This window comes from Streptomyces rhizoryzae (assembly GCF_023155275.1).
Taxonomy (GTDB): Bacteria; Actinomycetota; Actinomycetes; order Streptomycetales; family Streptomycetaceae; genus Streptomyces; species Streptomyces rhizoryzae.
Map to the genome: position 1 here is coordinate 78546 of NZ_JALMUV010000002.1, position 13542 is coordinate 92087.

Below are 13542 nucleotides of genomic sequence, written 5' to 3' on the forward strand. Positions count from 1 at the left end.
TGCTGGCACGCATGAGATGAAGCGAGGGAGCCCGAAGACCGGTGGTGGCGCCGGATCTGGACTCCCTCGCGACCGCACTCCGGGTGACATCCGACGACTTGCTGGAGGAGTCGCCGCATCTGGCGCCCTGGCGGCCCGAGGCCGGCATCGAGCCGCGGCTCAGCGATGCCGAACGGGTCACCCTCTCGGTGAGGCAAGCCCTGCTCGGTCCGGGACGGAACAACAGGAGAAACGATCTCTCCGTCAGAAGGCGGGTCGGCGGCCGCGGACGGGGCTGACCTCCTCCAGGCGCTCCGCGAGGTCGAGGAGGAGGGCCTCGGCCCACCATCGGCTGACCAGTTGGACGCCGAGCGGCAGGCCGTCGTCCGTGGCACCGAAGGGGAGCGCGACGGCGGGCAGACCAGTCAGGTTGAACGGTACGGTCGCGCGCATCACCGCGCGTGCCGGCAGGGAGACACCGTCCACTTCGAGGCGGCTGCGGCCATGAGGCGGCGCGGGAAAGGGCGTTACGGGGCACAGCAGGACGTCGTGCTCAGCGAACCAGGCGGCGAATCGCGTGCGCAGTTGCTCCACCTCGTGTTCGGCAGCGACGTAGTCGGCCAGCGGAACCTCGGCGGACTCCAGCGTGGCCGCGATGACCGGGTGCACTTCCGTCTCGCGGCCAGAGGTGACGGCGCGCAGGGCGGGCCGTATCTCTGCGGGAAACAACGTCGCCGACAGCAGGGTGCAGTCCCGCTCGGCGAGCCATGGAAGCTCGCTCTCCCGGACGTCGTGCCCGAACTCGGCCAGCGCCGTGGCCGCCGCGGCGACCGTAGCGGCGACCTGTTGATCGACCGCGCCGAACGCCGCGGCGGTCCAGCCGATGCGCAGCCGGCCCCTGCCGTGGGTGCGGTCTGCGGCGGGCAGCGCCACGGCGTAGGGGTCGCTGCCATCGGGCCCTTCCATGAGGGAGAGCGCCAAGCGCAGATCGCGCACGCTGCGGGCCATGGGGCCGGCGTGCCACCAGCGGCGCGGCACGGCGGGAAAGTGGCCGGTCATCGGCAACCTGCCGTGGGTGGGTTTGATCGAGGCGATCCCCGTGTCGGCGGCGGGCCCGCGCACGGAGATGGCGACGTCGCTCCCGATGCCGAGCGGCGAGAGCCCGCTCGCGATGGCCGCCGACTCACCGCCGCTGGAGCCCCCGGGAGTGCGCCGGGGGTCGTAGGGGTTCAGGGACCTGCCGGTCAGGCGGTTGTCCGTCTCGGTCCAGTAGGACATCTCCGGCAGGTTTGTCTTGGCCAGCAGGATGCCGCCGGCCCGCCGAAGGCGAGCCACCGCAGTGGCATCGGTGTCGGGCACCCGGTCGGCGAAGAGCCTCGACCCCCAGGTGGTGGGGACCCCTGCGGTGTCGAAGGAGTCCTTGACCGTGAAGGGGACTCCGCTGAGCGGGCCGCCGGCCGGTCGCGCCGCGGCGTGCAGAGCCTGCTCACCGAGCACGGTCACGAAGGCGTTCACCCGGTCCGCGACCGCCTCGATCCGGTCGAGATGAGCGGCCACCACCTCGACGGCGCTCACCGTGCCCGCTGAGACAAGACTCGCGAGGCCGACCGCGTCATACCATACGAGATCGCTCGGCTCCATCGGCTCCTGGGTTCCTTCCTCGGCAACGAACGTTCCGGGCCCGCCTGTTCGGCTCACCCTACGGGAGGCGGCCGCACACCGTTTCAGGCCACGGACGCGGGTGGACCCCGGTGGGGGCAGGGCGGGTCGGGAAGCGCCCTGTCCGGTGAGCGGTGCGTGAAGGCCGGTAGGCCACCGCATGGTGCCCCCCGGTCGAGAGGTCCGGCGGCGTCGTCATGCGGATGCTCCGCGCACACCACGAGCAGGCCGCCACCCCGGCGGGCACGTGATCGTCCCGCTACCTTGCGCCGCGGGCCAGCGGGAGAACCCCGGGGACGGCCACACCCACCTGACCCGCGTGTGAGACGCCCCGGACACCGGGTACGCCCTGGCCGCCCGTCCCCCAGGCGGGACACTCACGGTTCCCGGACTGCGGCCCACCCTCCAGGCACCGGTTCCCGCTGCCCGTCCGGCGTCAGCTCCCTGGATGGTCTGGCCCCCGCCCCGGCACCCGTACGGCCCCGGCCCCGGCCGGTCACCCGCCGGGGCAGTCCGGCCACCCGGGCCGGCCGCTCGAAGGACTCCCGCAGCGTCGCCCGGTCGTAGCTGCTGGTGGTCACCAGCACCTCGTCCGCGGCGCTCGCCCCGATCAGCTCCGCCAGCGCCGCGGCGACCTGCTCCTCCGTACCGTGGACGTGCCCGCGCAGCGCCTCCTCGCAGCACCCCCGCTCGCGCGCGGACATCCCGTCCCCGGCGGCCGCACCGTCCGCCGCCGGCCGCAGCGGCGGGAAGACCCCGTGCGTCCGCGCGTACGCCAGCGCCCGCGCCTCCGGGACGAGCAGGTGCCGCGCCGCCTCCTGCGAACCGGCCACCGCCACCGTCCCGGAGATCACCACGTACGGCCGCGGCCAGAGCGCGGACGGACGGAACGCGGCGCGGTAGCCGTCGACCGCCGCCAGCAGCTTCGCCGGGTCCCGGAAGTCGCCGATGACCAGCGCCAGCCCGACCCGCGCCGCCACCTCGGCGCCCGCCCCGGTCGCCGGCACGAACGCGGGCACCGCCAGCCCCTCGGCGGGCCGGGCGTGCACCTGCGGATGGGCCGTCCGGGTCCCCGTGAAATAGCCCAGCAGCTCCGCCGGCTGCGCCCCGAAGCCCTCGGCGGCGGCCAGCACGGTCGGCGCGGAGCCGGCGACCCCGGGCACCCCGTGGTGCTCGGAGACCCAGAAGCGGTGGTAGCCCGGCCTCCCCATGCCTTAAGGGCATGGGAGGTGCCCCCACGCGTGCCGGGCCGGCTCGACGGTGTCCCGCAGCGCCGCCGCGGGCGGGTGCCCCTCCCTGGTGCGGGAGCGGTCCAGGATCGAGAATTGAGGTGTCCGTATCTGCGAGCTCACCTCCCCTCAACGCCCGCCCGCGCCCAGGATCCCGATTCCGCCCCCTCGGCCCCCTCCCCCACGGCTCGACGACGAGGAGCGTCCGATGCCCCAGCAGCCGCCCCCGGCCGGCGGTCCCGGCCGGCCCGACCGCCCCGGCCACCCGGACGGCGCAGCCCGCCCGGACCTTCCGGAGCGGGTCGCCGCCACCTACGGCGCGGAGGACCTCGGCACCGTCCCCGCGTTCGCCGGCGGCTTCATCAACTTCGGCTACTGGGCGTGGCTGCCCGAGCCCGCGGACCGCCCGCTGACCGAGGACGACCGGATCCGCAGCGAGCAGGACCTCTACCGGCTGGTCCTGGACACCTGCGACCGCCCGCGCGGCCGCACCGCCCTGGAGGTCGGCTGCGGGCGCGGACTGGGCTGCGCGCTGGCACTGAAGGAGTTCGACTTCCGGTCGGTGATCGGGCTGGACGCGCACCCGGACCAGATCGCCCGCGCCCTGGAGGCCAACGCCGCGCTGCTGAGCGAGGGCGCCGGACCGCGCCGGCTGGAGTTCGTCCTCGGTCCGGCCCAGCGGATGCCGCTGCCGGACGGCTGCGCCGACTTCGTCTACTCGGTCGAGGCCGCCCAGCACTTCCGCGACCTGCCCGGCTTCGCCCGGGAGGCGGTCCGGGTGCTGCGCCCGGGCGGGCTGTTCGCGCTGACCACGTTCTTCGCCCGGGTCCCGGACGCGGTCCGGGTGCTGCCCGAGCTGCTGCCCCCGTACGCCGACGGGCTGGACGTCCCGCACCTGGTGGACGACGTGGCCGCCGCCTTCGGCGCGGCCGGGCTGCGGGACGTCGCGGTGACCCCGATCGGCGACGGCGTCTGGGAGTGCTACGACCGCTACATGGAACAGCGCCCCGAACTCCGCGACAAGTGGCCCCGGCAATACCTGACGGCCTATCAGACCGGGCTGCTCGACTACTACTTGATCACCGCGTCGGCCCCGGCGGACTGATCCGTCGGCCCGCCGGGCCGCCGGTGCGCCGCCGGGGCCCCCGGCCTCAGGCGGACTGCCGGGAGCGGGCCTTGAAGGCGGCCTTGCGGGCCTCCTTGGCGGCCTTCCGGTCCGGGTGCAGCCGCCCCATCGCCTCCAGCACGTCCGCGGCCGCCGGGTGGTCCACCCGCCACACCGCGTCGAAGAACCCGCTGTGCTGCGCGGTCAGGCCCTCGATCAGCTCGCGGAGTTCGGCGGCGGCCTCCTCGTCGGCGCCGCCGAGCTGGGCGGCGATGGTGTCCACGGTCAGCCAGAAGACCATCTCCTGGGACGGCTCGGGGATGCCGGGCAGCCCGCGCTCGGCGAGCCAGACCCGGGCCAGCCCGCCCAGGTGCCGGTCGTCGAGCACCTCGCGCAGGGCCGGCTCGGCCTCCGCGGCGACCAGCGACAGGGCCTGCTGGGCCGCCAGCCGGCGCAGCGGGCCGCGCGGGTCGTCGCCGCGGGCCGCCGCCAGCAGGTCCCGGGCGGCGTCGAGCGGCGCACGGGCGGCGAGCCACTGCTCGGACTCGGCCTGGGCCATCGCCTCGGGGTAGTCGGGCACCGCCTCCAGGAGGACGTCGGCGCCCTTGTCCGCGAGGTCGCCGACGGCCGGCGCGTCCACCCCGGCGTCCAGCATCCGGGTGCGGACCGCCCAGACCCCGAGCGGGGTGAGCCGGACCATGCCGTAGCGGGCCACGTCCTCGTCCGCCAGCGGCTCCGCCGGGCTGACCGTCTCCCCGTCCTCGTCCAGCTCCTCGATGAGCGCCTCGTCGACCGGCCGGTAGGCGACCAGCCCGATCGGCTCCAGCACCCGGAACTGGTCGTCGAGCCGCATCATCGCCTCGGAGACCTCTTCGAGCACGGCGTCGGTGGGCTCGTCCATGTCCTCCGGGATGATCATGGAGGCGGCCAGCGCGGGCAGCGGGACGTCCTGGCCGGGGACCTCGTTGAGGGCGCTGAGGAGGTAGAGGTTGCCGAGGATGCCGTCGAGCAGCTCGGCCTCCTCCTCGGGGTTCCAGTCCAGCGCGTCCAGATCCAGTTCGCCGCCGTCGGCGAGCTGCTCGGCGATCTCGGAGAGGTCCGGGGCGACCGCGTCGGCGAGCACCGTCTCCATCCCGCCCAGCCAGATCTCCAGGACGTCCTGCGGGCTGCCGGAGGTGAGCAGGGACAGCTCCTCGCCGGGGGTGGCGGTGCCGACCACGGCGTCGTCCGGGAGGTCCGCGCCGCCGTCGGCCGCGCCGTCCTCGGCGATCTCCACCAGTCCGGTGTCCACGGCCAGCTGCCACGCCTCGGCGGTGTAGGCGGGGCCGTCCTCGTCCGCGGCCAGGCCCAGGTGCTCGGTGGCGGCGGCCAGGGACTTCTCCACCAGCTCACCGCCGGCCCCGACCGGTACGCCGCCCTCGGCCCAGCGGGCCAGCCGGGCGGCGCGGGCCAGCAGCGGGGCGCTCAGCGCGGCGCGGGCCAGCTCCGCTTCGGGATGCAGCCGCACCGGCGGCATGGTGGGGCGGTCTGCGGACATCTGGCTCAGCTCCTCGGACGGACGGCGGCTGGGGGGCCTCCCAGCGATGGCTGGGGAGTGCGCCGCCCAAGCGTAGACGGAATTCTCCCCATCTCGGGCGGTTCACCCTCCCGTACGCTCCCGTCCACCCGGAGAACCTTGACAACTCCCTTGCGCGCACAAGAGATTGACGCGCGTAGCGAGCGCCGGTCCCGCTCCGCCACACTCCTACCCCCCTCTCCCCCGGAGGCATCGATGCCATCCCGTCGTACGCTCCGCAGGCCGGCCGTCCTCGGCACGGTGGTCTGCGCGGCACTCGCCGGCGGACTGCTCAGCGTGCAGTCCGCCTCGGCGGCCGGCACCCGGATACATGACATACAGGGCAGAACCCGGATATCCCCGCTGGCCGGAAAGCAGGTCGGCGACGTCCCCGGCACCGTCACCGCGGTCCGGGCGTTCGGCTCGTCGCGCGGCTTCTGGGTGCAGGACCCGCAGCCGGACAACGACCCGGCGACCAGCGAGGCGATCTTCGTCTTCACCGGCAAGGAGACCCCGAAGGTCGCGGTCGGCGACGCGGTCACCGTCAGCGGCACGGTCACCGAGTACTACCCGGGCGGCAAGGACGCCGGCGGCCAGTCGGTCACCGAGCTCACCGGCGCCACCTGGCGGACCACCGCGTCCGGCCGGCCGCTGCCGGCCCCGGTCAAGCTCAACCCCGCCTCGATACCGGCGCGTTACGCCCCCGACGCGGGCGGCGGCAGCATCGAGTCGCGCACCCTGGAGCCGGCCGCGTACGCCCTCGACCGCTTCGAGTCGCTGGAGGGCATGCGGGTCTCGGTCGCCGACACCCCGGTGACCGGCCCCACCAACACCCACCACGAGCTGTGGGTGACCGCCACCCCCGGCCACCACCGCACCGCCCGCGGCGGCACGTACTATGGCTCCTACGCCGACCCCAACGGCGGCCGGGTCAAGGTCCAGTCGCTGATCCCCTTCTCCCAGCGGCCGTTCCCGGTGGCCAACGTCGGCGACCGGCTCTCCGGCACCACCGCCGGCCCGCTGGACTACGACAACTTCGGCGGCTACACCCTCCAGGCCACCGAACTGGGTGCGCTCGCCGCCCACACCCCGGCCCCGGAGGTCACCCGCAAGCAGACCGCCGGCGAACTGGCGGTGGCCACCTACAACGTCGAGAACCTCGCCCCGGACAACCCGCAGGCCAAGTTCGACCGGCTGGCGAAGGGCCTGGTGCACCACCTCGCCGCCCCCGACGTGGTGGCCCTGGAGGAGGTCCAGGACGACAGCGGCGCCAAGGACGACGGCACCGTCACCGCCGGCGTCACGCTCAAGAAGCTCACCGACGCCATCGCGGCGGCCGGCGGCCCGGGGTACGCGTGGCGGTCGATCGACCCGCAGAACGACCAGGACGGCGGCCAGCCGGGCGGCAACATCCGGACGGCGTTCCTCTACAACCCGCAGCGGGTGGCGTTCACCGACGTCAAGGGCGGCGACGCGACCACGCCGGTGAAGGTCGTCGACGACCACGGCCGGGCCGGGCTGTCCGCCTCGCCGGGCCGGATCGCGCCCGCCGACCCGGCGTGGAAGTCCAGCCGCAAGCCGCTGGTCGGTGAGTTCGCGCTGAGGAGCAAGCCCGGCAGCCGGGTGTTCGTGATCGCCAACCACTTCAACTCCAAGGGCGGCGACCAGGGCCTGGACAGCCGCTTCCAGCCGCCGGCCCGGACCTCGGAGACCCAGCGCACCGCCCAGGCGAAGCTGGTCAACACCTTCGTCAAGGAGCTGCTGGCCAAGGAGCCCAAGGCCCGGGTCGTGGTGGCCGGGGACCTCAACGACTACCAGTTCTCACCCGCGCTGAAGACCCTGACCGGCGGCGGCGTGCTCACCGACCAGGTCACCAGGCTGCCCGCGGGCGAGCGCTACAGCTACGTCTACCAGGGCAACTCGCAGGTGCTGGACCACCTGCTCACCAGCAAGGCGCTGGCCGGCGCGGACTACGACATCGTGCACATCAACGCCGAGTACGCGGACCAGACCAGCGACCACGACCCGCAGGTGCTGCGGCTCAAGCCCTGACACCGCGGCTTCTCCCCTTCGCCTCACCCGAGGTGACCGCGGGGTCACTCCACCGGCCCACCCCCGGGCGCCGTTCGCGTCCGGGGGTGCGGTACTGGGCTGGTAAGCACCCATTCGGCGAGACAAAGGGAGTCATGATGCCGAAGTCGCAGAACCGTAAGTCGGGCAAGCAGGACCGGGCCGCCGAGCGGCGCTCCGACCAGCACCGGCCGCAGTCGGAGGAGTCCGCCGCGGAGCGGACCCAGGACCTGAAGCCGCGGGCGCGCAAGGCTGACTGACGCGGGCAGGGCAGTCGTTCCGCTGCCCGGGCGGCCGCCGCACCCCTGGGGTGCGGCGGCCGCCGCCGTCCGTCCGGGCGCCGCCGCCCGGCCCGGTCACCAGGCGGTGGGCACCGCCCGGCCGTCGGACCCGTCGCCGGGGCCGGCGGCGGCCGACGCGTCCGGGGCTGCGTCCGGCCCGGCCGGTACCAGGTCGCGCACCAGCAGCGTGGCGCCGGCGACCGCCCCCGGCATCAGCACCACCGACGCCAGCGGGATCAGGAACAGCAGCACCAGCGGCGTCCCGAAGCCGATCGCCAGCCCCGGCCGGCCGCGCAGCATCCGCAGCCGCTCCCGCACCGGGACCTCCCGGCGCTGCATCGCCACCGTGGTCAGCTCCACGGTGAGGAAGAAACCGGAGACGCAGAAGCCGATCGCCGGGACCACGGTCTGCCCGACGAACGGCAGGAAGCCCAGCAGGAACAGCAGCACCCCGAAACCGGCGGCGCGCAGCAGTACATGGACCATGTCCCGCAGCCCGACGGCGATCTCCCGCCACAGCGGCCGGTCCGGGCCGGCCGGGCCGCCGCCCTCGCTCTCCTCGACCTGCTCCGCCAGCGACTCGTAGAACGGGTCGCCGATCAGCAGGGTGACCGCGGTGAAGGTCAGCACCGACAGGGTCAGCCCGCCGGCCAGCAGCAGCGCCACGAACACCCCGCGCAGCAGCCCCTGCCAGGGGGAGCCCCAGCCGTCGGCGAACGGCGTCGCCCAGGCCGCGAGGTCACCGGCCCCCAGGACCAGCGCGACCAGCGCGCCCGCGTACAGCACCAGCGCGATCAGCGCGGGGATCAGTCCGAACCCCCACCACCGCCCGTGCCGTCCCGCCCACCGCACACCCCTGCCCAGATACCCCAGCCCCACCACAAGATCACGCATGCCGGCCACCCTATCGGCGAACGCCGGCGGCCCGGCGGGATTCCCACCGGGCCGCGGACGGGCGCTCCGCACGGCTCAGTTGTGGCTGTGCAGGATCTCGTTCAGGCCGCCCCAGACCGCCTTGTTCGGGCGGGCCTCGACGGTGCCGGTGGTGGAGTTGCGGCGGAAGAGGATGTTGTCGGCGCCGGACAGTTCCAGCGCCTTGACGATCTGGCCGTCCGGCAGGGTGACCCGGGTGCCCGCGGTCACGTACAGGCCGGCCTCGACCACGCACTCGTCGCCCAGCGCGATGCCGATACCGGACTCGGCGCCCAGCAGGCAGCGCTCGCCGATGGAGATGATCTGCTTGCCGCCGCCGGAGAGGGTGCCCATGGTGGAGGCGCCGCCGCCGATGTCGGAGCCGTCGCCGATCACCACACCGGCGCTGATCCGGCCCTCGATCATCGAGGTGCCCAGCGTGCCGGCGTTGAAGTTGACGAAGCCCTCGTGCATGACCGTGGTGCCGGCCGCGAGGTGCGCGCCCAGCCGTACCCGGTCGGCGTCGGCGATCCGCACGCCGGCGGGCGCCACGTAGTCGGTCATCCGCGGGAACTTGTCGACGCTGGTGACCTGGAGGTGCAGGCCCTCGGCGCGGGCGTTGAGCCGGGCGGTCTCCAGCTGGTCGACGGGGACCGGGCCCAGCGAGGTCCAGGCGACGTTGGCCAGCAGGCCGAAGATGCCGTCGAGGTTCTGGCCGTGCGGCTTGACCAGCCGGTGGCTGAGCAGGTGGAGGCGCAGGTAGGCGTCGTGCGCGTCCAACGGCTTGTCGTCCAGGGAGGCGATGACCGTGCGCACGGCCACGACCTCCACACCGCGGACCGGGTCGGGGCCGATGGCCTTGAGGGCGGCGGCACCCAGCAGCCCGGCGGCACGGTCGTCGTCCAGCCGCTCGGTGCCGGCCGGGCCGGGCTCGGCGGTCAGCTCGGGCGCGGGGAACCAGGTGTCGAGAACGGTGCCGTCGGAGGCGACGGTGGCGAGCCCGGCGGCGACGGCGCCGGTCGTACGGGGAGTTGCAGCATCGGTCATGCTGGAAACCTAACCGGAGCCGGCCCGCGGAGGCGAACCGGTCTCAGCGATCGGTCCCGGCCCGTACGGTCGCACGATCCGGGCCGCCCGCCGGGCCCGCCGGCTCGTACGTCCGCACCGGGCGCACCGGGCGCACCGGCCGCCGCGGCCGGTCAGCGGGGGGCGCCCAGCACCCCGGCCAGCCCGTCGCGCAGCGCGGCCGGCCGGAACGGGCGGCCGGTCAGCAGGTACTGGAGCAGCAGCCCGTCGAGGAAGGCCACCACGGCCCGCGCGGTGGCCAGGTCGCCGATCCGCCGGCCGAGCCGGTCGGCCATCTCGTCCAGGCACGCGGCGGCGATCGGCCGTACCGCCTCGTGCCGCAGCGCGGCGAGGTACAGCTCGTACTCCAGCGTCACCCGGGAGCGGTCCCCGGCGAGCGTCGCCGCGACCAGGCGGGCCACCTCGTCGGCGAGCGGCGCGGCCGGGTCGAGGCCGTCCACCCAGCGCGCGAAGTCCGCCAGCCAGCCCGCGTTGACCTGCCGCAGCGCGGCGACCAGCAGGTCGTCGAGGCCGGCGAAGTGGTACGTGGTGGAGCCCAGGGGTACGTCCGCGGCGGCCGCCACCGCGCGGTGGCTGAGCCCGGCGATGCCCCGCTCGCCGACCACGGTGATCGCCGCGTCGATGATCCGCTGGCGCCGCCCGGGGTCGTAGCGGCGCGGCATCAGATGCGTACGAGCGTACACAAACGATGCGTACGGGCGTACACAACGAAGGGCGAGCACGCGGCGGAGGCATGCGGACGAGAAAAGGCCGTGCCCGCCAGGAGTCGGTCCTGGCGGGCACGGCCGGTGAGCGCCCGGGGCGCCGGGTCGCTCAGACGTTGAAGCCCAGCGCGCGCAGCTGCTCGCGCCCGTCGTCGGTGATCTTGTCCGGGCCCCACGGCGGCATCCAGACCCAGTTGATCTTGAGTTCGTTGACGATGCCGTCCGTGGCGGACTTCGCCTGGTCCTCGATGACGTCGGTCAGCGGACAGGCCGCCGAGGTCAGCGTCATGTCGATGGTGGCGATGTTGGCGTCGTCGACGTGAATGCCGTAGACCAGCCCGAGGTTGACGACGTCGATGCCCAGCTCGGGGTCGACGACGTCGTACAGCGCCTCGCGGACCTCCTCCTCGGAGGCCGGCTTGGTGGTGGTCGGGGTGTCGGTCATGCGGTCTTCGCCTCCTGGGAAAGGGCCTTGGCCGTGGCGTCCTTCCAGGCCATCCAGCTGAGCAGGGCGCACTTCACACGCGCCGGGTACTTGGAGACGCCGGCGAACGCCACCGCGTCCTCCAGCACCTCCTCCATGGCGTCATCCGGCTCCACCTGGCCCTTGGACTGCATCAGCTCCAGGAACGTCTCCTGGATCTTCTGCGCCTCGCCGAGCTCCTTGCCGACCAGGAGGTCGTTGAGGACCGACGCGCTGGCCTGGCTGATGGAGCAGCCCTGGCCCTCGTACGACACGTCCTCGATCGTCGCGCCGTTCAGGCGCACGCGCAGGGTGATCTCGTCGCCACAGGTGGGGTTCACGTGGTGCACCTCGGCGTCGCCGTCCCGAAGACCGCGCCCGTGCGGGTGCTTGTAGTGGTCCAGGATGACGTCCTGGTACATGGAATCCAGCTTCACGGCTCAGTCAGTCCTCGTCCTCATCCGCGGTGCCCAATTAACCGAAAAAGTTGCGGACGTGCTCCAGGCCCTCGACGAGGGTGTCGACCTCCGCCGGGGTGGAGTACAGATAGAACGACGCTCGCGTGGTCGCGGGAATTCCGTAGCGCAGGCAGACCGGGCGCGCGCAGTGGTGACCCACCCGGACCGCGATGCCCTGCTCGTCCAGCACCTGGCCCACGTCGTGCGGGTGGATGTCGCCGAGCGTGAAGGAGATCGTCGCCCCGCGGTCCTCGGCCGTGCTCGGGCCGATGATCTTCAGGTCGGGGACCTCCAGCAGCCGCTTGACGGCGTACTCGGTGATCGCGTGCTCGTGGGCGGCGATGTTCGCCATCCCGATCGAGGAGAGGTAGTCCACCGCCGCGCCGAGGCCGACGGCCTGGGCGATCGGGGGCGTACCGGCCTCGAACTTGTGCGGCGCCGGGGCGTAGGTGGAGGAGTGCATCGAGACGGTCTCGATCATCTCGCCGCCGCCGAGGAACGGCGGGAGGTCCTCCAGCAGCTCCTGGCGGCCCCACAGCACACCGATACCGGTCGGACCGCACATCTTGTGGCCGGTGAAGGCCACGAAGTCGGCCTGGAGCGCCTGGACGTCCAGGACCATGTGCGGGGCGGCCTGGGAGGCGTCGATGCACACCAGCGCACCGACTTCCTGGGCCCGCCGGATGATCGTCTCGACCGGGTTGACGGTGCCCAGGAGGTTGGACACCAGGGTGAAGGACACCACCTTGGTGCGCTCGGTGATGACCTCCTCGATGGTCGAGAGGTCCAGCCGGCCGTCCTCGGTGAGACCGAACCACTTCAGCTTCGCGCCGGTGCGCTGCGAGAGCAGCTGCCACGGGACGATGTTGGAGTGGTGCTCCATCTCCGTGATGACGATCTCGGTGTCGCGGTCCACGCGGTAGGGCTCATCGGCCCAGCCGAGCATGTTGGCGACGAGGTTGAGCGACTCGGAGGCGTTCTTGGTGAAGATCACCTCGTCGCGGCTCGGCGCGTTGATGAAGGCGGCGACCTTGTCGCGGGCGCCTTCGTACAGCGCCGTGGCCTCCTCGGCGAGCACATGCACGCCCCGGTGGACGTTGGCGTTGTGGCGTTCGTAGTAGGCGCTCAGGGCGTCGAGGACCTGGCGCGGCTTCTGGGAGGTCGCCGCGTTGTCCAGGTACACGATCTTCTTGCCGTCGTGGACCAGGCGGTCCAGGACGGGGAAGTCCTTGCGGATCGCCTCGGTGTCGAGGAGGCCCGGCAGCTGTGTCACGCGCTCGTGCCCCCCTTCACGTACGCCTCGTAGCCCTCGGCCTCCAGCTTGTCCGCCAGCTCGGGGCCGCCGGACTCGGCGATCTTGCCGTTGGCGAAGACGTGGACGTGGTCGGGCTTGATGTAGCGGAGGATGCGCGTGTAGTGGGTGATCAGCAGGGTGCCGACCTGGCCGGTCTCGCGGACGCGGTTGACGCCCTCGGAGACGATGCGCAGCGCGTCGACGTCGAGGCCGGAGTCGGTCTCGTCCAGGATCGCGATCTTCGGCTTGAGCAGCTCCAGCTGGAGGATCTCGTGGCGCTTCTTCTCACCGCCGGAGAAGCCCTCGTTGACGTTGCGCTCGGCGAACGCCGGGTCCATCTGGAGGCGCTCCATGGCCTCCTTGACCTCCTTGACCCAGGTCCGCAGCTTGGGGGCCTCACCGCGGATGGCGGTGGCGGAGGTGCGCAGGAAGTTGGAGACCGAGACGCCGGGGACCTCGACCGGGTACTGCATGGCGAGGAAGACGCCGGCCCGGGCGCGCTCGTCGACGGACATCTCCAGGACGTCCTCGCCGTCGAGGGTGACGGTGCCGCCGGTGATCGTGTACTTGGGGTGACCCGCGAGGGAGTAGGCGAGGGTCGACTTGCCGGAGCCGTTGGGGCCCATGATGGCGTGCGTCTCGCCCTGCTTCACGGTCAGGTCGACGCCCTTCAGGATCTCGCGCGGACCGTTCTCGGCCTCGACGGAGACGTGCAGGTCGTGGATCTCAAGCGTTGCCATGGGTGAC

The 13542-nt window shown here is 73.1% G+C and carries 13 protein-coding genes and 1 pseudogene; 4 read left to right on the forward strand and 10 right to left on the reverse strand.

Going from position 1 to position 13542, the window contains the following annotated elements:
- Positions 1-44: 44 nt before the first annotated feature.
- Positions 45-209, forward strand: a pseudogene (locus MUU72_RS35990) (IS982 family transposase); the annotation flags it as partial.
- A gap of 34 nt (positions 210-243) precedes the next feature.
- Here MUU72_RS35990 and MUU72_RS02240 read toward each other — a convergent pair.
- Both MUU72_RS02240 and MUU72_RS02245 read right to left on the reverse strand, forming a co-directional pair.
- Positions 244-1620 carry an amidase gene (locus MUU72_RS02240; protein WP_248011363.1) on the reverse strand — a complete coding sequence of 459 codons (1377 nt, stop codon included), beginning with the start codon at positions 1618-1620 and terminating at the stop codon, positions 244-246.
- Between the two features lie 395 nt (positions 1621-2015).
- Positions 2016-2849, reverse strand: coding sequence for an LLM class flavin-dependent oxidoreductase (locus tag MUU72_RS02245; protein WP_248011364.1), 834 nt, complete (start codon positions 2847-2849; stop codon positions 2016-2018).
- 226 nt (positions 2850-3075) lie between these two features.
- Between MUU72_RS02245 and MUU72_RS02250 the strand changes: the two genes are divergently transcribed.
- A complete protein-coding gene (locus MUU72_RS02250) occupies positions 3076-3972 on the forward strand; it encodes a class I SAM-dependent methyltransferase (RefSeq protein WP_248011365.1) in 897 nt (298 codons plus the stop codon).
- Positions 3973-4018: 46 nt separating this feature from the next.
- On the opposite strand, the gene MUU72_RS02255 is transcribed toward MUU72_RS02250, so the two are convergent.
- The gene (locus MUU72_RS02255) at positions 4019-5509 is read right to left on the reverse strand and encodes a hypothetical protein (protein ID WP_248011366.1); all 1491 of its coding nucleotides are present in this window, start codon (positions 5507-5509) and stop codon (positions 4019-4021) included.
- A 234-nt stretch (positions 5510-5743) separates the two neighbouring features.
- Between MUU72_RS02255 and MUU72_RS02260 the strand changes: the two genes are divergently transcribed.
- Both MUU72_RS02260 and MUU72_RS02265 read left to right on the forward strand, forming a co-directional pair.
- On the forward strand, positions 5744-7579 hold the full coding sequence (locus MUU72_RS02260; protein ID WP_248011367.1) for a DUF8508 domain-containing protein: 1836 nt from the start codon (positions 5744-5746) through the stop codon (positions 7577-7579).
- A gap of 137 nt (positions 7580-7716) precedes the next feature.
- Positions 7717-7857 (forward strand): hypothetical protein, encoded by a 141-nt coding sequence (locus MUU72_RS02265; protein ID WP_248011368.1) that lies wholly within the window; start codon positions 7717-7719, stop codon positions 7855-7857.
- Positions 7858-7953: 96 nt separating this feature from the next.
- Here the strand turns inward: MUU72_RS02265 and MUU72_RS02270 are convergent, their stop codons facing one another.
- The 7 genes from MUU72_RS02270 to sufC form a co-directional block, all read right to left on the reverse strand.
- A complete protein-coding gene (locus tag MUU72_RS02270) occupies positions 7954-8772 on the reverse strand; it encodes an EI24 domain-containing protein (protein ID WP_248011369.1) in 819 nt (272 codons plus the stop codon).
- Positions 8773-8847: 75 nt separating this feature from the next.
- Complete coding sequence (gene dapD / locus MUU72_RS02275; RefSeq protein ID WP_248011370.1) at positions 8848-9837, reverse strand: 2,3,4,5-tetrahydropyridine-2,6-dicarboxylate N-succinyltransferase; 990 nt, start codon at positions 9835-9837, stop codon at positions 8848-8850.
- Between the two features lie 152 nt (positions 9838-9989).
- Positions 9990-10538 (reverse strand): TetR/AcrR family transcriptional regulator, encoded by a 549-nt coding sequence (locus MUU72_RS02280; protein ID WP_248011569.1) that lies wholly within the window; start codon positions 10536-10538, stop codon positions 9990-9992.
- A gap of 151 nt (positions 10539-10689) precedes the next feature.
- Positions 10690-11025, reverse strand: coding sequence for a metal-sulfur cluster assembly factor (locus tag MUU72_RS02285; RefSeq protein WP_248011371.1), 336 nt, complete (start codon positions 11023-11025; stop codon positions 10690-10692).
- Positions 11022-11480, reverse strand: a complete 459-nt coding sequence (sufU, locus tag MUU72_RS02290; protein WP_248011372.1) for a Fe-S cluster assembly sulfur transfer protein SufU — start codon at positions 11478-11480, stop codon at positions 11022-11024. The genes MUU72_RS02285 and sufU overlap by 4 nt, the downstream gene beginning before the upstream one ends.
- Before the next feature lie 37 nt (positions 11481-11517).
- Positions 11518-12774 (reverse strand): cysteine desulfurase, encoded by a 1257-nt coding sequence (locus MUU72_RS02295; protein WP_248011373.1) that lies wholly within the window; start codon positions 12772-12774, stop codon positions 11518-11520.
- Positions 12771-13535, reverse strand: coding sequence for a Fe-S cluster assembly ATPase SufC (sufC, locus tag MUU72_RS02300; RefSeq protein WP_248011374.1), 765 nt, complete (start codon positions 13533-13535; stop codon positions 12771-12773). The genes MUU72_RS02295 and sufC overlap by 4 nt, the downstream gene beginning before the upstream one ends.
- Positions 13536-13542 lie beyond the last annotated feature (7 nt).

Excerpts from the sequence above, each read along its gene's own strand:
- MUU72_RS02240 (WP_248011363.1), bottom strand. The coding sequence starts at position 1,620 with ATGGAGCCGAGCGATCTCGTATGGTATGACGCGGTCGGCCTCGCGAGT.
- MUU72_RS02245 (WP_248011364.1), bottom strand. The coding sequence starts at position 2,849 with ATGGGGAGGCCGGGCTACCACCGCTTCTGGGTCTCCGAGCACCACGGG.
- MUU72_RS02250 (WP_248011365.1), top strand. The coding sequence starts at position 3,076 with ATGCCCCAGCAGCCGCCCCCGGCCGGCGGTCCCGGCCGGCCCGACCGC.
- MUU72_RS02255 (WP_248011366.1), bottom strand. The coding sequence starts at position 5,509 with ATGTCCGCAGACCGCCCCACCATGCCGCCGGTGCGGCTGCATCCCGAA.
- MUU72_RS02260 (WP_248011367.1), top strand. The coding sequence starts at position 5,744 with ATGCCATCCCGTCGTACGCTCCGCAGGCCGGCCGTCCTCGGCACGGTG.
- MUU72_RS02265 (WP_248011368.1), top strand. The coding sequence starts at position 7,717 with ATGCCGAAGTCGCAGAACCGTAAGTCGGGCAAGCAGGACCGGGCCGCC.
- MUU72_RS02270 (WP_248011369.1), bottom strand. The coding sequence starts at position 8,772 with ATGCGTGATCTTGTGGTGGGGCTGGGGTATCTGGGCAGGGGTGTGCGG.
- dapD (WP_248011370.1), bottom strand. The coding sequence starts at position 9,837 with ATGACCGATGCTGCAACTCCCCGTACGACCGGCGCCGTCGCCGCCGGG.
- MUU72_RS02280 (WP_248011569.1), bottom strand. The coding sequence starts at position 10,538 with ATGCCGCGCCGCTACGACCCCGGGCGGCGCCAGCGGATCATCGACGCG.
- MUU72_RS02285 (WP_248011371.1), bottom strand. The coding sequence starts at position 11,025 with ATGACCGACACCCCGACCACCACCAAGCCGGCCTCCGAGGAGGAGGTC.
- sufC (WP_248011374.1), bottom strand. The coding sequence starts at position 13,535 with ATGGCAACGCTTGAGATCCACGACCTGCACGTCTCCGTCGAGGCCGAG.